This is a genomic window from Xanthomonas sp. D-36-1 (assembly GCF_017746155.1).
In the GTDB taxonomy this organism is placed as follows: Bacteria; Pseudomonadota; Gammaproteobacteria; order Xanthomonadales; family Xanthomonadaceae; genus Xanthomonas; species Xanthomonas cissicola.
In genome coordinates, this window is record NZ_JAGHWR010000044.1 from 55,657 (window position 1) to 76,121 (window position 20,465).

At 65.9% G+C, this 20,465-nt stretch carries 19 protein-coding genes; 14 read left to right on the forward strand and 5 right to left on the reverse strand.

Annotated elements, in window-relative coordinates; all coding sequences use genetic code 11:
- Positions 1 to 166 precede the first annotated feature (166 nt).
- The 3 genes from J7367_RS13965 to J7367_RS13975 all read left to right on the forward strand — a co-directional run bounded on the left by J7367_RS13965 (position 167) and on the right by J7367_RS13975 (position 3,609).
- The gene (locus tag J7367_RS13965) at positions 167 to 1,204 is read left to right on the forward strand and encodes a type IV pilus twitching motility protein PilT (RefSeq protein WP_003489919.1); all 1,038 of its coding nucleotides are present in this window, start codon (positions 167 to 169) and stop codon (positions 1,202 to 1,204) included.
- Between the two features lie 98 nt (positions 1,205 to 1,302).
- Positions 1,303 to 2,433 carry a PilT/PilU family type 4a pilus ATPase gene (locus tag J7367_RS13970; RefSeq protein WP_057662321.1) on the forward strand — a complete coding sequence of 377 codons (1,131 nt, stop codon included), beginning with the start codon at positions 1,303 to 1,305 and terminating at the stop codon, positions 2,431 to 2,433.
- Between the two features lie 501 nt (positions 2,434 to 2,934).
- Entirely contained in the window at positions 2,935 to 3,609 is a 675-nt protein-coding gene (locus tag J7367_RS13975) for a YitT family protein (protein ID WP_016851096.1), read from the forward strand.
- 174 nt (positions 3,610 to 3,783) lie between these two features.
- Here the strand turns inward: J7367_RS13975 and J7367_RS13980 are convergent, their stop codons facing one another.
- Positions 3,784 to 4,710 carry a DUF72 domain-containing protein gene (locus J7367_RS13980; RefSeq protein WP_176215041.1) on the reverse strand — a complete coding sequence of 309 codons (927 nt, stop codon included), beginning with the start codon at positions 4,708 to 4,710 and terminating at the stop codon, positions 3,784 to 3,786.
- A gap of 7 nt (positions 4,711 to 4,717) precedes the next feature.
- A complete protein-coding gene (locus tag J7367_RS13985; RefSeq protein WP_057662327.1) occupies positions 4,718 to 5,290 on the reverse strand; it encodes a DNA-3-methyladenine glycosylase I in 573 nt (190 codons plus the stop codon).
- A 267-nt stretch (positions 5,291 to 5,557) separates the two neighbouring features.
- Between J7367_RS13985 and J7367_RS13990 the strand changes: the two genes are divergently transcribed.
- The 5 genes from J7367_RS13990 (at position 5,558) to J7367_RS14010 (ending at position 9,073) form a co-directional block, all read left to right on the forward strand.
- Positions 5,558 to 6,124, forward strand: a complete 567-nt coding sequence (locus J7367_RS13990; protein WP_003489930.1) for a YqgE/AlgH family protein — start codon at positions 5,558 to 5,560, stop codon at positions 6,122 to 6,124.
- Positions 6,117 to 6,584: a Holliday junction resolvase RuvX gene (gene ruvX, locus J7367_RS13995; RefSeq protein WP_003489932.1), complete on the forward strand. Its 468-nt coding sequence runs from the start codon at positions 6,117 to 6,119 to the stop codon at positions 6,582 to 6,584. Before J7367_RS13990 ends, ruvX begins: the two co-directional genes overlap by 8 nt.
- A 13-nt stretch (positions 6,585 to 6,597) precedes the next feature.
- Positions 6,598 to 7,545 carry an aspartate carbamoyltransferase catalytic subunit gene (locus J7367_RS14000; protein ID WP_007966179.1) on the forward strand — a complete coding sequence of 316 codons (948 nt, stop codon included), beginning with the start codon at positions 6,598 to 6,600 and terminating at the stop codon, positions 7,543 to 7,545.
- A gap of 341 nt (positions 7,546 to 7,886) precedes the next feature.
- The gene (locus J7367_RS14005) at positions 7,887 to 8,321 is read left to right on the forward strand and encodes an OsmC family protein (RefSeq protein WP_007966180.1); all 435 of its coding nucleotides are present in this window, start codon (positions 7,887 to 7,889) and stop codon (positions 8,319 to 8,321) included.
- Between the two features lie 152 nt (positions 8,322 to 8,473).
- Positions 8,474 to 9,073, forward strand: coding sequence for a glycine zipper 2TM domain-containing protein (locus tag J7367_RS14010; protein ID WP_015472432.1), 600 nt, complete (start codon positions 8,474 to 8,476; stop codon positions 9,071 to 9,073).
- A 343-nt stretch (positions 9,074 to 9,416) separates the two neighbouring features.
- On the opposite strand, the gene J7367_RS14015 is transcribed toward J7367_RS14010, so the two are convergent.
- Together J7367_RS14015 and J7367_RS14020 are read right to left on the reverse strand one after the other, a co-directional pair.
- Positions 9,417 to 10,298, reverse strand: a complete 882-nt coding sequence (locus J7367_RS14015; protein ID WP_007966181.1) for a PhzF family phenazine biosynthesis protein — start codon at positions 10,296 to 10,298, stop codon at positions 9,417 to 9,419.
- Positions 10,299 to 10,329: 31 nt separating this feature from the next.
- Entirely contained in the window at positions 10,330 to 11,208 is an 879-nt protein-coding gene (locus tag J7367_RS14020) for a PhzF family phenazine biosynthesis protein (RefSeq protein ID WP_007966182.1), read from the reverse strand.
- A 180-nt stretch (positions 11,209 to 11,388) separates the two neighbouring features.
- Here J7367_RS14020 and J7367_RS14025 point away from each other — a divergent pair, with 180 nt between their 5' ends.
- The 5 genes from J7367_RS14025 (at position 11,389) to J7367_RS14045 (ending at position 18,292) form a co-directional block, all read left to right on the forward strand.
- Complete coding sequence (locus J7367_RS14025; RefSeq protein ID WP_209028940.1) at positions 11,389 to 13,998, forward strand: bifunctional aspartate kinase/diaminopimelate decarboxylase; 2,610 nt, start codon at positions 11,389 to 11,391, stop codon at positions 13,996 to 13,998.
- Entirely contained in the window at positions 13,982 to 14,440 is a 459-nt protein-coding gene (locus J7367_RS14030) for a hypothetical protein (protein WP_017157219.1), read from the forward strand. Before J7367_RS14025 ends, J7367_RS14030 begins: the two co-directional genes overlap by 17 nt.
- Positions 14,437 to 15,792 (forward strand): UDP-N-acetyl-alpha-D-muramoyl-L-alanyl-L-glutamate epimerase, encoded by a 1,356-nt coding sequence (gene murL, locus J7367_RS14035; RefSeq protein ID WP_057662332.1) that lies wholly within the window; start codon positions 14,437 to 14,439, stop codon positions 15,790 to 15,792. Before J7367_RS14030 ends, murL begins: the two co-directional genes overlap by 4 nt.
- On the forward strand, positions 15,773 to 17,179 hold the full coding sequence (gene murD / locus J7367_RS14040) for a UDP-N-acetylmuramoyl-L-alanine--D-glutamate ligase (RefSeq protein ID WP_057662335.1): 1,407 nt from the start codon (positions 15,773 to 15,775) through the stop codon (positions 17,177 to 17,179). The genes murL and murD overlap by 20 nt, the downstream gene beginning before the upstream one ends.
- A 312-nt stretch (positions 17,180 to 17,491) precedes the next feature.
- A complete protein-coding gene (locus J7367_RS14045; protein ID WP_057662338.1) occupies positions 17,492 to 18,292 on the forward strand; it encodes a dienelactone hydrolase family protein in 801 nt (266 codons plus the stop codon).
- A 202-nt stretch (positions 18,293 to 18,494) separates the two neighbouring features.
- On the opposite strand, the gene J7367_RS14050 is transcribed toward J7367_RS14045, so the two are convergent.
- Positions 18,495 to 19,493, reverse strand: coding sequence for a polyprenyl synthetase family protein (locus J7367_RS14050; protein WP_057662341.1), 999 nt, complete (start codon positions 19,491 to 19,493; stop codon positions 18,495 to 18,497).
- Between the two features lie 275 nt (positions 19,494 to 19,768).
- Here J7367_RS14050 and J7367_RS14055 point away from each other — a divergent pair, with 275 nt between their 5' ends.
- Positions 19,769 to 20,278 carry a single-stranded DNA-binding protein gene (locus tag J7367_RS14055; RefSeq protein WP_057662344.1) on the forward strand — a complete coding sequence of 170 codons (510 nt, stop codon included), beginning with the start codon at positions 19,769 to 19,771 and terminating at the stop codon, positions 20,276 to 20,278.
- Positions 20,279 to 20,465: the final 187 nt, after the last annotated feature.

The window sequence follows — 20,465 nt, forward strand, 5'->3', positions numbered from 1 at the left end:
GCCATTCGGCCTTGGGCCGTTCCGCAGCCGGGCGCAGGCAACAGTTTCAGCCAGACGCGTCGCGGCCGGCCTGAACCGGCGACAGGCCGCTTCCCGCCGGCAGCCAGAACGCTATACTGCCGGCCGGGGAGTACCTTCCAATCGCAGCCTAGGGGAAAAGCAGCGCATGGATATCGCTGAACTATTGGCGTTTTCTGTCAAGAACAAGGCATCGGACCTGCACCTGTCTGCAGGGCTGCCGCCGATGATCCGTGTCGATGGCGATGTCCGTCGCATCAATATTCCGGCTCTGGACCACAAGCAGGTGCACGCGCTGGTCTACGACATCATGTCGGACAAGCAGCGTCGCGATTACGAAGAATTTCTCGAGGTCGACTTCTCGTTCGAGATTCCGTCGCTGGCGCGCTTCCGCGTCAATGCGTTCAACCAGAACCGCGGCGCCGGTGCGGTGTTCCGTACCATTCCGTCCGAAGTGCTGACGCTGGAAGACCTTGGCTGCCCGCCGATCTTCCGTCAGCTGATCGATCAGCCGCAGGGCCTGATCCTGGTGACCGGCCCGACCGGCTCGGGCAAGTCGACCACGCTGGCCGGCATGATCGACTACATCAACAAGAACGAATACGGCCACATCCTCACCGTCGAGGACCCGATCGAATTCGTCCACACCTCGCAGAAGTGCCTGATCAACCAGCGCGAGGTGCACCGCGACACCCACGGCTTCAACGAAGCGCTGCGCTCGGCGCTGCGCGAAGACCCGGACATCATCCTGGTCGGCGAATTGCGCGACCTGGAAACCATTCGCCTGGCGCTCACCGCTGCGGAAACCGGTCACTTGGTGTTCGGCACCCTGCACACCAGCTCGGCGGCCAAGACCATCGACCGCATCATCGACGTGTTCCCGGCCGGCGAAAAGCCGATGGTGCGCTCGATGCTGTCCGAATCGCTGCGCGCTGTGATTTCGCAGGCGCTGTTGAAGAAGGTCGGCGGCGGCCGTACCGCAGCATGGGAAATCATGGTCGGCACCCCGGCCATCCGCAACCTGATCCGCGAGGACAAGGTGGCGCAGATGTATTCCTCGATCCAGACCGGCCAGCAATACGGCATGCAGACGCTCGACCAGCATCTGCAGGACCTGGTCAAGCGCAGCCTGATCACGCGCAACCAGGCCCGCGAGTACGCCAAGGACAAGCGGATATTCGAGTAGCCGGGATTGGGGATTCGCAACGGCGGTTCCCTGACCGGACCCCGCTCTTGCGAATCCCGAATCTCCACTCCCGAATCCCTGCTCCAGAGGAGCACGCCATGAGCACCATCGACTTCACCTCCTTCCTCAAGCTGATGGCGCATCAGAAGGCGTCGGACCTGTTCATCACCTCGGGGATGCCGCCGGCGATCAAGGTGCACGGCAAGATCAGCCCGATTACCCAGACCCCGCTGACCGCGCAGCAAAGTCGCGATCTGGTGTTGAACGTGATGACGCCGTCGCAGCGCGAGGAATTCGAAAAGACCCACGAGTGCAATTTCGCCATCGGCGTGTCCGGGGTCGGGCGTTTTCGTGTGAGCTGCTTCTACCAGCGTAATCAGGTGGGCATGGTGCTGCGCCGGATCGAAACGCGCATCCCCACCGTGGACGAGCTGAGCTTGCCGCCGGTGATCAAGACGCTGTCGATGACCAAGCGCGGCATCATCATCTTCGTCGGCGCCACCGGGACCGGTAAGTCGACCTCGCTGGCGGCGATGATCGGCTACCGCAACCAGAACTCGACCGGGCACATCATCACCATCGAAGACCCGATCGAATTCGTGCACAAGCACGAGGGCTGCATCATCACCCAGCGCGAGGTCGGCATCGACACCGACAGCTGGGAGAACGCGCTGAAGAACACCCTGCGCCAGGCGCCGGACGTGATCATGATCGGCGAGGTGCGCACCCGCGAAGGCATGGACCATGCGATCGCCTTCGCCGAAACCGGCCACCTGGTGTTGTGTACGCTGCACGCCAACAACGCCAACCAGGCGATGGACCGCATCATCAACTTCTTCCCCGAAGATCGCCGCAACCAGCTATTGATGGATCTGTCGCTCAACCTCAAGGGCGTGGTCGCGCAGCAGCTGATTCCGACCCCGGATGGCCGCAGCCGTCGCGTGGCGATGGAAATCATGTTGGGCACGCCGCTGGTGCAGGACTACATCCGCGACGGCGAGATCCAAAAGCTCAAGGAGATCATGAAGGAGTCCACCAACCTGGGCATGCGCACCTTCGACCAGAGCTTGTTCGAGCTCTACCAGGCCGGCGAAATCAGCTACGAAGATGCGTTGCGCTACGCCGACTCGCAGAACGAAGTGCGCCTGCGCATCAAGCTCTCGCAGGGTGGCGATGCCAAGACCTTGTCGCAGGGCCTGGACGGTGTAGAGATTTCCGAAGTGCGCTGAGTGCTGCGCGCCTCGGTGCCTGCGTGCACCGGGTGCCAGTGGCGACGGGTAACAAGCGCGGGGATCGGACCAGGCATGCACGGAGCTGAGCTGCTGCCGCCACGGTGACGCCGCCCGTCTGCGCGTGGCTGCCATTTCGTGCCCGGCGTGCGGCCGGCGTTGCGCCAGGATCGCACCGCCGACGCGGTCCTGGCCGCCGCGTGGAGGGAGCGCCTGAGCGCGCCAGGGAAAACGACGGTCCGGCTCGAATCGTCCGCGCGTCTGCCGGCGATCGAGGAGCGCGGCCATCCCTTTATCGCGCTGCTCCGGCATGCCCGGCTGCTGCGGAGGGGGGCGGCGGTCGACGGCCGGCCGAGGTGCCCCGGTCACGCACCGGCCTGGCGAGGCCTGCCCGGTTTCAGATGTAACCGGGTGGGTCGATAGTGTCTAATATCGCACCCCACTGCAGTGCCCAAGTCCGTGAGCCTTCCCGATTCCGATCTGCGACCGGAGCAAGAACCCTTGCCCGACGATGGTGCCGTGGTCACTGCCGGCCCGCTCACTCCTCCGCCGGATTCGGCCGGAACTGCCGCCGACGACCACGCCTTCCATCATTCGGTGGCTGAGGATGCGCAAGGCATGGTGCTGGCGACCCTGGTCGCATCGCTCGGTCTGGCGATCTTCGCCAAGGGCGGGCTGATGATCGGCGGCATGGCCGGTGTGGCCTTCCTGTTGCACTACGCACTGCACTGGAACTTCGGCCTGGTGTTCGTGCTGGTCAATCTGCCGTTCTACTGGCTGAGCGTGCGCCGGATGGGGTGGGAGTTCACCCTGAAGACCTTCGCGGCAGTCGGCGCGTGCGGCGTGCTGACCAACCTGCTGCCGCGCTGGGCCGACTACGCGCACATGAGCACGGCCTTTTCGGCGATCGTCGGCGGGGCGCTGTCTGGCCTGGGTATTTTGTTCTTCATTCGCCACCGGGGCAGCCTGGGCGGCATCGGCATCCTGGCGGTATACCTGCAGCGCGAGCGTGGCTGGAGCGCCGGCAAGGTGCAAATGAGCTTCGACGCGATGCTCATGCTGGTCGCTTTCTTCGTGCTGACCCCGGACAAGGTGCTGTATTCGGCCATCGGCGCCTTGATGCTGAGTCTGGTGCTGATGTTCAATCACCGCCCGCACCGGTATATGGGCGTGTGATGCGTGCCGAAGATCACTCGCATGGCGCGTCCAGGAGCGGCTGACCATCCGTCGCATGCAGCTGTCAGCGGGCGCGGCTGGCGCGCCCAGAACTGCAGCGTGCCAGCGATGCATGCCGCTTTCCGTGCACCGGCCAGGCCCGCCTGGCGTTAGCACCGTCGTTTGTCAGCAGTTCTAGGTGTTTTCGCGTGCCGGGCAGTTGGTAGGCAACTGCAGCCGTTGCATCAACCCGCGCGCATCGAACGGCGCATGCACCTTCATGTCGTTGTCGAAATAACAGTACACATCGCGCATTGCGCGTTTGCGGGCGCGTGCGCCGACGCGGGCTGCATCGTCCGGTTCGGCTCCGCCGGCCCACGCGGCGATGCGTGCTGCCCAGCGATCCAGGGCGGGATCGCTGTAGCCGCTGGCGTACAACTGCGCATCGCCATGCAGACGCACATAGACGAAATCGGCGCTGACGTCCTCCAGGTACGGGAATTTGCCTGCGGTGTCGGCGACCACCACCGCGACATTGTGACGCCGCAGCAGCCGCATGCAGGCCGGATCGCAGAAGCTGTCGTGACGCACTTCCAGTGCGTGACGGATCGGTCGCCGGCGATCGATTGCCAGCGCGCTGCGGCCCTGCATCAGCGCGGTGTCGCGCTTGCGCGCCCTCGCCAACGCGGCCTCGCTATCGCGCGGCAGGCTGCCGAGAAATGCGTCCAGCAGCTCGGCATCGAACCGTAGGGTCGGCGGCAACTGCCACAGGATCGGGCCCAGTTTGGCGCCCAGCCGCAACACTCCGGAAGCGAAGAAGTTGGCCAGCGCCTGCTCGCAATCGCGCAGGCGCTTCATATGGGTGATGAAGCGCGGGCCCTTGACCGAAAAGACGAAATCCTCAGGCGTTTCGTCATGCCAGCGCTGGAAGCTTTCCGGGCGCTGCAGCGAATAAAAGGAGCCATTGATTTCCACGCTGGGAAAGCGGCCCGCGGCGTATTCGAGCTCGCGCCGTTGGGCCAGGCCAGCCGGGTAAAACGTGCCGCGCCAGCGTGCGTAACGCCAGCCGGAAATGCCGATGCGAATAGCCATAACCCCGAGCATTTCGCGTGCGGCGTGCAAGAGGTGTCTAGCCGCGCTGGACCGTGCGAGTCTTTGCCGGCTTCTGCGCCTGCAACCAGGGCGGCGCCAGTGCCCGGATCTGCGCAAACACCGGGCACTGGGCATGATGCGCGCCAGGGAGATAGCCCAGGCTCATCAGGAACTCGCCGGTGATTTCGCCGCCGGTGAAACGAAAGGTCTTCTTGAACAGCTTGACCCAGGCCGCCTTGTCGAGCGGGTGGTGGGCGTCCAGCCATTGCGCGAAGCTGCCGTGGGTGGTACGTAGCGCCTGGATGACCTGTGCGTTGTGGATTGCCGCCAGCACCTTGAGACGATTGCGGATGATGCCGGCATCGCCCATCAACCTGCTGATGTCCTGGTCGCCATACGCAGCAACGGTGTCCACGTCGAAGCCGTCGTAAGCCTGCTGGAAATTGACGCGCTTGCGCAGGATGGTTTCCCAGCTCAGTCCGGCCTGGTTGATCTCCAGGACCAGCCGCTCGAACAATTCGCGTTCGTCGCGCTGCGGAAAGCCGTACTCGTGATCGTGGTAGTGGCCATGGACCGGATGGCCTGGGGCGATGCTGCAATAACCGCTCATGTGGGTGCCTGTGGTTGTGGGGCGAAGCTTGCCAATCGCGCGCCAGTCGCTGCCACGGCGGGCGAGCAGCAGTTGGCGCAGAGGCCGGGATGCCGTTTGCGCGGCCGCACCGCTTCGGCGGCGCTGCAAGTCGCACTCATCGCGTTCAAGCTGAACGCGTCGGTCGGGCGCTGCAGATGGGCCACCGCGAAGGCAGCCGCATCGGCCGGCAAGGCCCAGTATGGCAGCGGCTCTGCGCGCGGCGAAGCGAACGGCTAGAATGCGGCCATGTCTGTTTTGCCCACGCCTCTGGCCAACCAACTGCTGATTGCGCTCCCGGCGCTGTCCGACCCCACCTTTTCGCGCAGCGTCGCGCTGATCTGCCAGCACGACGAGAACGGCGCCATGGGCGTGCTGGTCAACCGGCCCTCCGAATACACCCTGGGCGAAGTGTTGTCGCAGATGGGTATCGACACCGACGATGAGCCGCTGCGCGAGCAGGTCGTGCTCAGCGGCGGGCCGGTGCACCCCGAGCGCGGTTTTGTGATCCATGACGATGCGCGCGAATGGGATTCCAGCCTGGAAGTGGGGCAGGGCGTGTTCCTGACCACCTCGCGCGACATCCTTGAGGCGATGGCGGCCGGCAACGGCCCGCGCAATGCGCTGGTCGCGTTGGGTTGCGCGGGTTGGGGCGCCGGCCAGCTGGAATTCGAACTGGGCGAAAACAGCTGGCTCACCGCGCCGTCGGATGCCAATGTGCTGTTTGCGACCGCGCTGGAAGATCGCTGGCAGACTGCTGCCGGGCGTATCGGCGTGGATCTGTTCCGGCTCACGGATTATTCCGGGCATGCCTGAGGCGGGCGCGATCCGCCCCGATGGCACGGTGCTGGGCTTCGACGTGGGGTCGCGCCGGATCGGTGTGGCGGTCGGAAGCGCGCTCGGCGCCGGCGCGCGCGCGGTGGCCGTTATCAATGTGCATGCCAACGGCCCGGATTGGGGTGCGTTGGACCGCGTGTACAAGCAATGGCGCCCGGACGGCCTGGTGATCGGCGACCCGCTCACGCTGGACGACAAAGACCAGCCCGCACGTAAGCGCGCGCACGCGTTCGCCCGCCAGCTGCGCGAGCGCTATGCGCTGCCGGTTGTCCTGATCGATGAGCGCTCCAGTTCGGTCGAGGCTGCGCAGCGTTTCGCGCGCGAGCGTGCCGATGGGCGCAAGCGCCGCCGCGATGCCGAAGCGCTCGATGCGATGGCCGCCGCGGTGATCGTCGAACGCTGGTTGGCCGCACCCGACCAAGCCACCCTTCTTCCTTGACTCCCGACCTGCGATGACCACCATGCAACTCGATTCGGACGGACGCTTGCGCCACCTGCTCACCCTGGAAGGACTGCCGCGCACCACGCTGCTGCAGTTGCTCGACCGCGCCGGCCAGATCCGCGATGCAGCGGTCGGGCGCGTGGGCAAGCGCAGCGTGCTGGCGGGCACTGCAGTGTGCACGCTGTTCTTCGAACCCTCCACGCGCACGCGCAGCTCCTTCCATCTGGCGGCGCAGCGGCTGGGCGCGGACGTGCTCAATTTCGATGCATCCACCTCATCCACCCGCAAGGGCGAAACCGCGCGCGATACTTTGAAGAATCTCGAAGCGATGGGCGTGCGCGGCTTCGTGGTGCGTCACCCCGACGACGGCGCGGTGGAAGCGCTGGCGGCTGCCGCGGGCGAGGGCACCGCGCTGATCAATGCCGGCGACGGACGTAGCGCGCATCCCACCCAGGGCTTGCTCGACATGCTCACCCTGCGCCAGGCCAAGGGCACCGATTTTTCCAAGCTCAAGGTCGTCATCGTCGGCGACGTGAAGCACTCGCGCGTGGCGCGCTCGGACCTGCATGCCTTGCGCACGCTGGGCGCGGGCGAAATCCGCGTTTGCGGGCCGGCCAGCCTGCTGCCCGAGGACGACATGCTGGAGGGCTGCGTGGTCGGTCAGGATTTCGATGCCATGCTCGAAGGCGCCGACGCGCTGATGATGCTGCGCCTGCAGCGCGAGCGCATGGAAGAAGGCCTAGTGCCCTCGCTGGAGCAATACCACACCGAATATGGTCTGACCCGCGAGCGCCTGGCGCGTGCCGGTCGCGACGCCGCGGTGCTGCACCCGGGCCCGATCAACCGCGGCGTGGAAATCACCGATGAAGTGGCCGATGGCGCGCAATCCTGCGTGCTGCGGCAGGTCGCCAACGGCGTTGCCGTGCGCATGGCCGTGCTGGAAACCCTGCTCGGCTGAGCGCGGCTGCGCCGCCGTATTGTGAGTCGCTCCAGGAGCGGCGCCCCCACCGTGCAACCAACGCGCGGTGGCCTTTGATCCATGAAGCGTCGATTGCGATGAGGCAGCGGCCTCTCGCCGAACGTCCACCGTGGTCGGTCGCGCGGTGGCGTTCGATGCGCAACTGCATGCGTGTAGACAAACAGGCGCTTGCCGCCTAACGTGCCCGGCGGTCTGCTCTTGCGAATCCCGATTCCCGATTCCCGATTCCCGATTCCCGAATCCCGAATCCCGAATCCCAGCACCACCAGCTAACACCCACTCACCTATCGTGGGCGCTCCTTTCAGCGCAGGAGATCGCAATGGGTATTTCACGTCACGCTACCGCTCACTGGGAAGGCGACCTCAAGACCGGCAAGGGCCAGCTCAGCACGCCCCAGAGCGGCCTGATGGACAACACCCGTTATGCCTTCAGTAGCCGCTTCGGCGACGAGAAGGGCACCAATCCGGAAGAGCTCATCGCTGCCGCGCATGCCGGCTGTTTCACCATGGCGTTGTCTGCGCAGTTGACCGAAGCCGGTTTTCCGCCGACCTCGCTAGACACGCGCGCCGATGTGGATCTGTCGATGGAAGGCGGTCCGCAGTTGTCGCAGATTCGCCTCAAGCTCAAGGGCGTGGTGCCGGGTATCGATGAGGCCAAGTTCCGCGAGCTGGCAGACACTGCCAAGAAGAATTGCCCGGTGTCCAAGGCACTGAGCGCCGTGCCGATCAGCCTGGAAACCGAGTTTTCCAGCTAATGCCAATACCGCTGCGACGCGTCGGCGCAAACGCCCGGCGCGCGCAGCTGGCGGCAACCTGAATAGGGCTTTTTACGGCCGGTTTGGTTCAGTGCGGTTTCACTGGCGCAGGCCGAGCATCGGCAGCGTGTCCTCCCTATGAAGCTGCCGCAATGAAAACTCTCGTGCTTGGTGCTCTGGTGATGGGTCTGGTCGTGGCCGGCAATGCCACGGCGCAGCGCTATGACAGCGGCTACCGCGATTACGGCCGCAGCGGCTACGAGGATGGCCGTTACGAATATGCGCGCGTCGTGCGCGTGGATCCGATCATCGTTGCCGACTCGTACAACGAACGCACCAGCGAACGTTGCTACGATCGTCCCGCCGATGGTTACTACACCAGTAATGACGGGTACTACCGCGACGGCGGCTACGCCCAGGCCGGTGTGTCCGATCGCGGCGTGGCCAGTGTCATTGGTGGTATCGCGGGCGCCGTGCTCGGCAGCCAGGTCGGCGGCGGCAATGGGCGTCTGGTCGGCACCGCCGTTGGCACCATGGCAGGCGTAGCGGCGGGCCGCTCGATTTACGAGGCCAATCACCGCACGTACCAGGGCAACGTGAGGGTCTGCGAGCCGGTGTCCTACCGCCGCGAACGCGACCGCGTGGATGGCTACGACGTGACCTACGAATACGCTGGCCGCACATACCACACGCGTAGCGACTACAACCCGGGCGACCGTATCCGCGTGCGCGTCGACGTGCGCCCTGACTGATCAGTGCCGGATGGATGCGGTGCCGCTGGTTCCGGTATCGGGCTGAAAAGAACGCTGCGGGCAACCGCAGCGTTCTTGCGTTTTGCGGCGCGATCGCGGGCTGCAATGGCGCCTCAACAAGGCTTGGGCGCTGATCGATGCGACGCACCTTGCTGTTTCACACAAGCGCTGATGCGCGGTGCACGGGCCGTGATCGGAAATTGGCTGCACCTGCAGGCCACCTCGCTGCGTTGGATCCTGCGCCGCAGCGTTGCTACCGCCCTAGAACGTGTGATGCACGTTCAGATGAGATGCGTTGGCCGCTGACGGCCAACCCGCCGGGAAGCGCCCTGTGGCTCGTCGACTAAGCCCAGTCCAGCGTGCCGCGAATCACCGTCTGCACCTGGCCACCCGACCACACGTCGCCGTCGGCATCGATGTGCAGTTCCAGCAAGGCATCGAAGCCGATTTCGCGGCCCTGGCTGACCACATAGCGACGCTCGGTGCCGGGCAATGCGTCACGGCTGTCCAGCCATGCGGCGAGGACCGCATTGGCCGCGCCGGACGCCGCATCTTCGAAGCGCCGGCCATTGCCGACGAAGGCACGTACTGCCAGGTCGTAGGCGCCCGGTGCGGCGGCGCGTGCATACGCAAACACGCCCATGCTGCCGGTAGATTCTGCCAACCCGGCGATCGCGTCCCAGTCCGGCTGCAGGCCGCGCAGCGCGGCTTCGCTGTCCAGTTCCACCACCCACCACGTGCGGCCGCCGTCCATCAGCGCAGGCGGTAGCGTCCCCAGTGGCCAGCCCTGCAAGGCATCGCGCAGGCGCGGATCGTCGGCGTCCACCTGCTCGGCCACGCGTGCGCGTGGCGTGCGGATCGCGATGCTGCGGTGGCCGCCGCGCTGCTCAACGCGCAGCGGCAACTGACCAGCGATGCCGTCCTGCACCAGGACGCCGTCCTGTGGTGCGGCCAGGCCGGCCTCGAGCACGGCATGCGCAGTGCCCACGCTGGGGTGGCCGGCAAACGGCACCTCTTTTTGCGGCGAAAACATGCGCAGCCGATAGCTGCTGTGCGCGTTTTCGACGGGGACGACGAAGGTGGTCTCCGGCAGTTTGGTCCAGCGTGCGATGGCCTGCATCGCCGCATCGTCCAGACCTTGCGCATCCAGCACCACTGCCAGCGGATTGCCGCTGCCGGGGCGGGCGGAGAACACATCCAATTGCAGGAAACGGCGAGTGGTCATGGGCGTTGATCCGCAGTGAGGGCGCGGCAGCTTACCAATCGATGCGGCCGTCGATCACCTGCAGCGTCGCTCCGCCAATCCAGACTTCGCCTTCCGCGTCCACGTCCACATGGACGCGGCCATCGCGGCCAACCTCGCGGCCCTGACTGGCGACGTAGCGCGACTGCTCTCCGGGCAGGCGGCCATCGCCATGCAGGCGTGCGGCAATACAGGCATTGGCGCTGCCGGTCACCGGGTCTTCCGGAATGCCATCGCCTGGGCAGAAGGCACGGACGACCAGGCCTGCGTCGTGGTCATGCATGGGCGCATAGATGGCCAGCCCGCAGGCGGCACTGGCCTGGGTCAGGCGCGCAATGGCGGCAAGGTCCGGGGCTGCCTGCCGTACCGCCTGTGCGTCGGCCAATTCCAGCAGCCACCAGTTCGGGCCGTTGTTCCAGAGCGCGGCCGGCTGCGCGCCCGCGCGCAGGCCAGCGCAGGCGGCGCGCAGCGCGTCGGCGTACGTGTCGCCCGTGTCGATGGCGCGTGCGCGCGGCGCGCGCAGCCGCACCAGCAAGGCGCCGTGTCGGTCGAACACGTCCACCGGCAGCACGCCGGCTGCGCATTGCTGGCGCAGCCGGCCGTCGGGCTTACAGGCGGTCACGCCGTGGGTCACCGCCGCCCACGCTGCGCCGACGCTGGGGTGGCCGGCAAACGGTAGCTCGGTCCGCGGGGTGAAGATGCGGATGTGGTAATCGGCATCGGGCACGCTGACCGGCAGGAAGAAGACCGTCTCGGACAGATTCAGCCACGCGGCAATCTGCTGCATTTGCGCAGACGACAACGTCTCTGCATTGAAGACCACGCCCAGTGGGTTGCCGCTGCCGGCCCGGGCGGCGAAAACATCCAGTTGCAGATAGCGGTGCTTGCGCATCGTGGGGAAATCTCGATCGAAGGAGGGCGCGGCGATGGTTGCAGGGCAAACCGACACGGCAGTGGACGTGCGACGGCACGCTGTGATCGCACGCGGGGTCATGCGAGCGGCATTGGCAGTAGAATCGGAGGTTCCGCTCGGCATCCCGGGCATCTTCCCCCATCCTAAACGCCTATCTCAATGTCAGCTCCCCACTCTACCGATCGTTGGATCGTCCTCAAGTTCGGCGGCACTTCGGTGTCGCGTCGTCATCGCTGGGACACGATTGGAAAACTGGCGAGCAAACGGGCGAACGAAACCGGCGGCCGCGTGCTGGTGGTGGTGTCTGCATTGTCGGGCGTGACCAACGAGCTCACCGCCATTGCCGACGGCGCCGCCGATAGCGCGCAGCGCGTGGCGGCACTGGACCGACGCCATCGCGAATTTCTGGCCGAGCTCGAACTGGACGCCGATGCAGTGCTGGGCGAACGGCTGGCCGCACTGCACGCAGTGCTGGGCGATGCGCGCGCTGCAACGCGCACGCTGGATTGGCAAGCCGAGGTGCTGGGGCAGGGCGAGTTGCTGTCGTCCACCATCGGCGCGGCGTATCTGCATGCCAGCGGCCTGGACATGGGGTGGCTGGATGCGCGCCAGTGGCTGTCCGCACTGCCGCCGCAGCCCAATCAGAGCGAATGGTCCAAGCGGCTGTCGGTCTCGTGCCAATGGCAGTCCGACGCCGATTGGCGCACGCGTTTCGCCTCGCAACCGACGCGCTTGCTGATCACGCAAGGCTTCATTTCGCGTCATGCCGATGGTGGCACCGCGATTCTGGGCCGTGGCGGTTCGGATACCTCGGCGGCGTACTTCGGCGCGCTGCTCGGCGCCAGCCGGGTGGAAATCTGGACCGACGTGCCTGGCATGTTCAGCGCCAACCCGAAAGAAGTGCCGGATGCGCGGCTGCTGACCCGGCTGGACTATTACGAAGCGCAGGAAATCGCAACCACCGGCGCCAAGGTGCTGCATCCGCGCTCGATCAAACCGTGCCGCGATTCCGGCGTGCCGATGGCGATCCTGGACACCGAGCGCCCAGATCTGCCGGGTACCAGCATCGACGGCAATGCCGAGCCGGTGCTGGGCGTCAAGGCGATCAGCCGCCGCAACGGCATCGTGCTGGTGTCGATGGAAGGCATCGGCATGTGGCAGCAGGTCGGCTTTCTGGCCGACGTGTTCACGCTGTTCAAGAAGCACGGCCTGTCGGTGGACTTGATCGGTTCGGCCGAGACCAACGTTACCGTGTCGCTGGATCCTTCGGAAAACCTGGTCAACACCGATGTACTGGCGGCGTTGTCGGCCGATCTGTCGCAGATCTGCAAGGTCAAGATCATCGTTCCTTGCGCGGCCATCACCTTGGTCGGACGCGGCATGCGTTCGCTGCTGCACAAGCTCTCCGACGTGTGGGCCACGTTCGGGCAGGAACGCGTGCACATGATTTCGCAGTCGTCCAACGACTTGAACCTGACCTTCGTCATCGATGAAGCCGATGCCGACGGTTTGCTGCCGATCCTGCACGCGGAACTGATCGACAGCGGTGCGATGCCGGTCAGCGAAGGCGAGGTGTTCGGCCCGCGCTGGCGCGAGATCATCGGCTCGGTACGTCCGCGACCCACGCCGTGGTGGCATGCCGAGCGCGCGCATCTGCTGTCGCTGTCCAAGGCCGGGACGCCGCGTTACGCATACCACCTGCCCACGGTGCGGGAGCGTGCGCATGCGCTGACGCAGATTGCCGCGGTGGATCAGCGCTATTACGCGATCAAGGCCAATGCGCATCCGGCCATCTTGATGGCGCTGGAACAGGCCGGCTTCGGGCTGGAATGCGTCTCGCACGGCGAATTGCGCCGCGTATTCCAGGCGCTGCCGGAACTGTCGCCGCGGCGCGTGCTGTTCACGCCGAGCTTTGCGCCCAAGGCCGAATACGAAGCGGCCTTCGCGCTGGGCGTGACGGTGACCGTGGACAACGTCGAAGCGCTGCGCAACTGGCCCGAGGTGTTCCGTGGCCGCAATATCTGGCTGCGCATCGATCTGGGGCACGGCGACGGGCACCACGAGAAGGTCAACACCGGCGGCAAAGCGTCCAAGTTCGGCCTGTCGTCCACGCGCGTGGATGAATTTGTCGAGGTGGCGCGCACGCTCGAACTCACCATCACCGGCGTGCATGCGCATCTGGGCAGTGGCGTGGAGACCGGCGAGCACTGGCGGATGATGTACGACGAGTTGGCCGGCTTCGCGCGCCGTATCGGCACTGTGGAAACCATCGATATCGGTGGCGGCCTGCCGATTCCGTACAGCGCCGAAGACGAGCCGTTCGATCTGGAGGTGTGGGCCAAGGGCCTGGCCGAGGTCAAGGCCGTGCATCCGGGCTACCGCCTGGCGATCGAGCCGGGCCGCTATCTGGTGGCAGAAGCCGGCGTATTGCTGGCTAGCGTCACCCAGGTGATCGAGAAGGACGGCGTGCACCGCGTGGGCCTGGATGCGGGCATGAATACTTTGATTCGCCCGGCGTTGTACGACGCCTGGCACGACATCGAAAACCTCAGCCAACTCGACGCGCCGGCCGATGGTACGTTCGATATCGTCGGGCCGATCTGCGAATCGTCGGACGTGTTCGGCAAGCGTCGCCGGCTGCCTGCGACCACCGCGCCGGGCGATGTGGTGCTGGTCGCCGATGCCGGTGCCTACGGCTACTCGATGGCCAGCACCTACAATCAGCGCGAATTGCCGCGCGAAGAGGTGATCGATGCGCCCACTGGCTGAGTTCGTCGCACTCAGCACGTTGGCCGGTGGCGTGGCGATGGTGTTTTCCACCGCCATCGACATCGCCGGGCAACCGGCCCCGTGGACCGATAGCTTGAAGTGGGCAATCCCCGCGTTGGTCGCTGCCGGCATCGGCGCGTGGAGCGCAGCGCTCTGGCAGCGTCGGCGTGCCCAGCGGGCACGAGCGCAGCACGCCGGCGGCATGGCATTGCGCACCGTGGTGCTGGGTGCGCTTGGCTATCTGCCGGCGCTGCTGCTGTATCTGCTGGTCGCGTTGGCCATCACCGGCGACGCAACGGTGATTCGCTCGGACGTGATGCTGCTGCTGTTCGTGATCGGTTGCCTGCCGCTGCTATGGGCGGCGGTGCCGTTTTCCATGATTGAATATGTCCTGTGCCGACGTTATCTGCGTCGTGTACGTGTTTCTGCAGGTAGTCCATGAGCGCTTTCGACAAACATCAGATGTCCACCTTCCGTTTCGTGCGTTGCGCACTCGACGCGCAGACCGGCGTGGCCACGCTGGTGTATGCCTTCGATCAAGGTCCGGAGCTGGTCGAGACCGTGGCAGTGCCGGGCGCCCCTTTTGTGCTGGAAGGCGCGCAGGCGACTGCCGTGCAACAGGCGTTGCGGCTGCTGCATCTCATTGCAGGGATCAGTTATTTCAAGGCTGCTGTGCCGCCGAACATCGCCATCGACAGCTACGCCATCGATGCCGAGACGGCCGCGCTGGTGGAAAGCGTGTATCTGCACGGCCTGGGCGAATTTGCCTACCGAAATGGCTTGCATCTGCACGGCAAGATCCACTTCCCGGTGGCGGCGCAGGCCTCTGCCGCCGCGCCGGCAGTGGGGTTGCGCGAGCATGCGCTGGTGGCGATCGGTGGCGGCAAGGATTCGCTGGTCAGCATCGAGGCGCTGCGCCAGGCCGGCGTGGCGCAGACCGTCAGCTGGATCGGCGGTTCGCAACTGATCCGTGCCTGTGCAGAACGCACCGGTTTGCCGGTCCTCAACATCGGCCGCGTGCTGGCACCGGAATTATTCGAACTCAATCGCCAGGGCGCGTGGAACGGGCATATCCCGGTGACCGCGGTGAACTCGGCCATCCTGGTGCTGGCGGCGCTGCTCAACGGGGTGGACCAGGTGGTGTTCTCCAACGAACGTTCGGCAAGCTACGGCAGCCAGATTCCCGGCACCGGCGAGGTCAATCACCAGTGGTCCAAGGGCTGGGCGTTCGAGCAGGCATTCGGCGATTACGTGCAGCGGCATGTGGCGGCCGATCTGCGCTATTACTCGTTGCTGCGGCCGCTGTCCGAGTTGGCGGTGGCGCGGCAATTCGCCAAGACCGATCACTACGACGCGCACTTTTCCAGCTGCAACCGCAACTTCCACATCATGGGCGAGCGCCCGGTGCATCGCTGGTGCGGCGTGTGCCCGAAATGCCATTTCGTGTTCCTGGCGCTGGCGCCGTTCATGCCCAAGACGCGGTTGGTCAACATCTTCGGACGCAATCTGCTCGACGATGCGACCCAGGCCGGCGGCTACGACGCGCTGCTGGAATTCCAGGACCACAAGCCGTTCGAATGCGTGGGCGAAGGCCGCGAATCGCACGCGGCGATGGCGGTGCTGGCCAGCCGCGCCGAGTGGAAGGAGGACGCGTTGGTGAAGCGCTTCATCCGTGACATCCAGCCGCAACTCGACCCAAGTGATCTGCAGGTCGAGCCACTCATGGCCATCGATGGCGAGCACCGGGTTCCGTCGACGCTGTGGGAGCGCGTGCGTGCGAATTTCGCAGCTTGAAGGCAAGACCGTTGCGTTGTGGGGCTGGGGGCGCGAAGGACGCGCAGCGTATCGTGCGCTGCGCGCGCAGCTGCCGACGCAAGCGCTGACGGTGTTCTGCAACGCCGAAGAGGCGCGCGAGATCGAGGCGCTGGCAGATGCGGCCTTGCAGGTGGAAACCGATGCCAGCGCGCAGGCGCTTGGGCGATTCGAGATCGTGGTGAAGTCGCCCGGCATCAGCCCGTATCGCGCCGAGGCACTGGCAGCTACCGCGCAGGGTACGTGCTTCATCGGCGGCAGCGCGTTGTGGTTTGCCGAACACGCGCAGGCGGACGGCAGCGTGCCTGGCGTCATTTGCGTGACCGGCACCAAGGGCAAGAGCACCACCACCGCGCTGCTGGCGCACCTGCTGCGCGCGGCCGGGCATCGCACCGCATTGGTCGGCAATATCGGCCAGCCCTTGCTGGAAGTGCTGGCACCGCAGCCGCCACCGGCGTATTGGGCGATCGAGTTGTCCAGCTACCAGACCGGCGATGTCGGGCGCAGCGGCGCGCGCCCCGAGCTGGCGCTGGTGTTGAATCTGTTTCCCGAGCATCTGGACTGGCATGGCGACGAAGCGCGCTATGTGCGCGACAAGCTGTCGCTGGTAACCGAAGGCCGGCCGCGGATTGTCTTGCTCAACGCTGCCGACCCGCTGCTTGCCGGGTTGCAGTTACCCGATAGCCAGGTGCGTTGGTTCAATCATTCCGCCGGCTGGCATCTGCGTGGCGACGTGGTGTACCGCGGCGAGCAGGCCATTTTCGATACCGCCGATGTGCCGCTGCCGGGCGAGCACAACCGCCGCAACCTGTGCGCGGTGCTGGCGGCGGTAGAGGCCTTGGGCCTGGATGCGGCGGCACTTGCGCCGGCGGCAGCGAGCTTTCGTACATTGCCGAACCGCTTGCAGTGGCTGGGAAGCGTGGATGGCATCGGCTACGTCAACGATTCGATCAGCACCACCCCTCATGCCTCGCTGGCGGCACTGGCGTGCTTTGCGCAGCGACGCGTGGCGCTACTGGTTGGTGGCCATGATCGCGGGCTGGATTGGCACGATTTCGCCCAGCAGATGGCGCAGCGGGCGCCGCTGGAAATCGTGACCATGGGCGCCAACGGCCCACGCATCCATGCATTGCTGGCGCCGCTGGCCGAGGCGGGGCGCTTCGGCTTGCATGCGGCCAACGATCTCGAACACGCCATGGGACTGGCGCGCGCTGCGCTGGGCGAGCAGGGCGGCGTGGTGCTGCTCTCGCCGGGGGCGCCCAGCTTCGGCGCCTACAGCGACTACGTAGCCCGCGGCCGGCATTTCGCCCAGCTGGCAGGGTTCGATCCGGCAGCGATCAGCGCGATTGACGGATTGGGTATCCACTAGAAGCCGCCGACAGGAACCGGCGCGGTTCATCGCCAGGCAGGCGCGGCCGTGATGTCTCACCCCGATAGTGCCGCTCCTGAGCGCTGTCCAAGGTTCACCTGAGGGCTGTCCGCTACGTGTTGCTGCCTGGCCCAGTTCCGAGGTCAAGGCGTTGCCCGGGTCGCCCCGAAAACCGTAGCTCGCCACGGATGCGGATACGCCCGGTGCGCTTGGCCCAGCCAACTGGCCGCGCCGCTGCCGGCCGCGCCGATGATGACCCCTCCTGCACGGTGCCAGCGCCTACACTCGCCACACCATCCTGGGAGCAAGCACATGTACAAGCAACGGACATGGCGTGGCGTTGGGTTGATCGGTGTCCTGGCTTCGCTGGCCTTCCCCGCAGCAGCGGCGATGCAGGCCAAGCCGCTGGAATGGAAGATCGGCAAGGACACCTACAGCGGCGTGCTGGTGTACGACGATGCCGGCGATGCCAAGCGCCCGGGCCTGGTGATGGTGCCCAACTGGCGCGGTGTCAACGACTCGGCGGTGACCAAGGCCAAGCAGCTGGCCGGCGACGATTACGTGGTGCTGGTGGCCGACGTGTACGGCAAGGGCAAGCGCCCGGCCAATGACAGCGAGGCTGGGCAATTCGCTGGCGCCCTGAAAAAGGATCCGCCGGAGCTGCGCGCACGCGCGCTCAAAGCGGTAGAGGTGCTCAAGGCGCAGGCCGGCAAGGCGCCGTTGGACGCAGCGCGCATCGGTGCGGTGGGCTTCTGCTTCGGCGGTACCACGGTGCTGGAACTGGTGCGCTCAGGCGCGCAGCTGGCCGGTGTGGTCAGCCTGCATGGCGGCATCGCGACTCCCAGCCCGGCCGCCGCCGGCTCGGCCAGGACGCCGCTGCTGGTGCTCAACGGTGCCGACGACAAGAGCGTGAGCAAGGCGGATATCGCCGCGTTCGAAACCGAAATGAATGCCGCCGGCGCGGATTGGCAATTCGTCAATTTCAGCGGCGCGGTGCATTGCTTTGCCGAGGCAGATGCCAACAGCCCGCCGGGCTGCCTGTACAACCCGCGCGCGGCCAAGCGGGCGTATCGCATGCTGGGCGATTTCTTCGAAGAGCGGTTTGGGCGATAAGCCGGGATTAGGGATTGGGGAGTCGGGATTCGCAACAGCGTGGTCCCGTACTCCAATGCATCAATCCCGGGTTGTGCTCAGCGGTCTGCGCCTAACAATCGTTTGGCCATCACATGTCGGGATTCGTAAGGTGCGACCAATCGCTTTTGCGAATGCCTAATCTCCAATCTCAAATCCCGTCCGGCGCGCCCAGCGCGCCGGATCAGTGCGTGCGCTCGACCGCGTAGCGCGCCAGGCCGCGCAGTGCCGCCACGGCAGGGCTGGGCGGCAGGGTTTCCAGCGCCTGTTCGGCGGCAGCGGCGTATTCGGCCGCGCGTTGACGGCTGTAGTCCAGCCCGCCGGTGGCATGGATGGCTGCCAGCACTTCCGGCATGGCCGCTGCATCGCCTTGCTCGACGATCTGTCGCAGGCGCTCTCGGGTGCTCGCATCCGAATGCGCCATCGCGTGGATCAGCGGCAGGGTTGCCTTGCCTTCGGCCAGGTCGTCGCCCAGGTTCTTGCCCAGGTCCGCGGCCTCGGCGGCATAGTCGAGCACGTCGTCGGCGATCTGGAAGGCAAAGCCCAGCTGCATGCCGTAGTCGTACAGGTGCTGCTGCACCTGCGCACTTGCGCCGGAGGCAAGCGCACCCAGACGCGTGCCGGCGGCGAACAGCACCGCGGTCTTGCGCTCGATCACGCGCAGGTAGGCGGCTTCGTCGGTGTCCGGGTTGTGCACGTGCAACAGCTGCAGCACCTCGCCTTCGGCGATGCGGTTGGTGGTGTCGGCCAGGATCTGCATGACTTGCATGCGGTCCAGTTCGACCATCAGCTGGAAGCTGCGCGAATACAGGAAGTCGCCCACCAGTACGCTGGGCGCATTGCCCCATAACGCATTGGCGGTGCTGCGTCCGCGGCGCAGGTCCGACTCGTCCACCACGTCGTCGTGCAGCAGCGTGGAGGTATGGATGAATTCGATGATCGCCGCCAGTTGGTGATGCTCCGGGCCGGAGCCGCCAGCGGCGTGGCCGGCCAGCATCACCAGCATCGGGCGCAGGCGCTTGCCGCCGGCAGAGATGATGTGGTCGGCAATCTGGTTGATCAGCACTACGTCCGAGGCCAGACGGCGGCGGATCAGTGCGTCGACCGCGGCCATGTCGGGCGCGGCGAGGGACTGGATCTGGGGCAGGCCCAGCACGGTGGGGAGGTCTTCGGCGATGGTCATGCGCAGGCGTTCGTGATGTGGGCCGATTATAGGTGCCCCGGCCGGATCCGTCCCGCCAGGCACGCCCGGCATCTTCACATTTGCCGCCCTGCGCAGTTGGGACGTTACCCGCAAAGGTCCGTGCGGGCTGGATTTCCGACCCTTGGCAGGGCACTTGCCGGGCAGCGCCGCGCGGCAACCTGCCAGGACCGCCGAGCGGCAGGTGCGGTAACATTGCCGCACAGACATTCATCGTTGCGCGCTCCCGGCGCCAGCGCATCATCTCGGAAGCACCTATGGCCCGCGGCATCAACAAAGTCATCCTCGTCGGCAACCTCGGCAACGATCCCGATACCAAATACACCCAGGCCGGCATGGCAATCACGCGCGTGAGCCTGGCTACCACCAGCATGCGCAAGGACCGCGACGGCAATAACCAGGAACGTACCGAGTGGCACCGCGTGGTGTTTTTCGGAAAGCTGGGCGAAATTGCCGGCGAATACCTGCGCAAGGGGTCGCAGGTGTATGTCGAAGGCGAACTGCGCTACGACAAGTACACCGGCCAGGACGGCGTCGAAAAATACAGCACCGACATCGTCGCCAACGAGATGCAGATGCTCGGCGGCCGTGGTGAAGGCGGCGGTGGCGGGATGGGCGGCGATCGCCCGCAGCGCTCGGCACCGCGTCAGCAGGGCGGTGGATACGGTGGCGGTGGGCAGGACTATGCGCCGCGCCGTCAGCAGCCGGCCCAGCAACAGTCGGCACCGCCGATGGACGATTTCGCCGACGACGATATCCCGTTCTGAGGACCGTTCGTCGTTGCGTCATCCAGGAAGGCCCGCATTGCGCGGGCCTTCTGCGTGATGGGAAGTACGCGCAGACAGCGGCCGGTTTGGGCAGGATGTTGGCAAGAGCCTGGCGGGTGTCGCGCGTGCTCGGAGGCGCGCGCGGTGTGCGTGCAGCGCCCATCCATCGCAGGCTTGCGCGCAACGC

Coding starts and splice junctions, on each gene's coding strand:
- J7367_RS13965 (WP_003489919.1), top strand. CDS start 167: ATGGATATCGCTGAACTATTGGCGTTTTCTGTCAAGAACAAGGCATCG.
- J7367_RS13970 (WP_057662321.1), top strand. CDS start 1,303: ATGAGCACCATCGACTTCACCTCCTTCCTCAAGCTGATGGCGCATCAG.
- J7367_RS13985 (WP_057662327.1), bottom strand. CDS start 5,290: ATGAGCGGTTATTGCAGCATCGCCCCAGGCCATCCGGTCCATGGCCAC.
- J7367_RS13990 (WP_003489930.1), top strand. CDS start 5,558: ATGTCTGTTTTGCCCACGCCTCTGGCCAACCAACTGCTGATTGCGCTC.
- ruvX (WP_003489932.1), top strand. CDS start 6,117: ATGCCTGAGGCGGGCGCGATCCGCCCCGATGGCACGGTGCTGGGCTTC.
- J7367_RS14000 (WP_007966179.1), top strand. CDS start 6,598: ATGACCACCATGCAACTCGATTCGGACGGACGCTTGCGCCACCTGCTC.
- J7367_RS14005 (WP_007966180.1), top strand. CDS start 7,887: ATGGGTATTTCACGTCACGCTACCGCTCACTGGGAAGGCGACCTCAAG.
- J7367_RS14010 (WP_015472432.1), top strand. CDS start 8,474: ATGAAAACTCTCGTGCTTGGTGCTCTGGTGATGGGTCTGGTCGTGGCC.
- J7367_RS14015 (WP_007966181.1), bottom strand. CDS start 10,298: ATGACCACTCGCCGTTTCCTGCAATTGGATGTGTTCTCCGCCCGCCCC.
- J7367_RS14020 (WP_007966182.1), bottom strand. CDS start 11,208: ATGCGCAAGCACCGCTATCTGCAACTGGATGTTTTCGCCGCCCGGGCC.
- J7367_RS14025 (WP_209028940.1), top strand. CDS start 11,389: ATGTCAGCTCCCCACTCTACCGATCGTTGGATCGTCCTCAAGTTCGGC.
- J7367_RS14030 (WP_017157219.1), top strand. CDS start 13,982: ATGCGCCCACTGGCTGAGTTCGTCGCACTCAGCACGTTGGCCGGTGGC.
- murL (WP_057662332.1), top strand. CDS start 14,437: ATGAGCGCTTTCGACAAACATCAGATGTCCACCTTCCGTTTCGTGCGT.
- J7367_RS14045 (WP_057662338.1), top strand. CDS start 17,492: ATGTACAAGCAACGGACATGGCGTGGCGTTGGGTTGATCGGTGTCCTG.
- J7367_RS14050 (WP_057662341.1), bottom strand. CDS start 19,493: ATGACCATCGCCGAAGACCTCCCCACCGTGCTGGGCCTGCCCCAGATC.
- J7367_RS14055 (WP_057662344.1), top strand. CDS start 19,769: ATGGCCCGCGGCATCAACAAAGTCATCCTCGTCGGCAACCTCGGCAAC.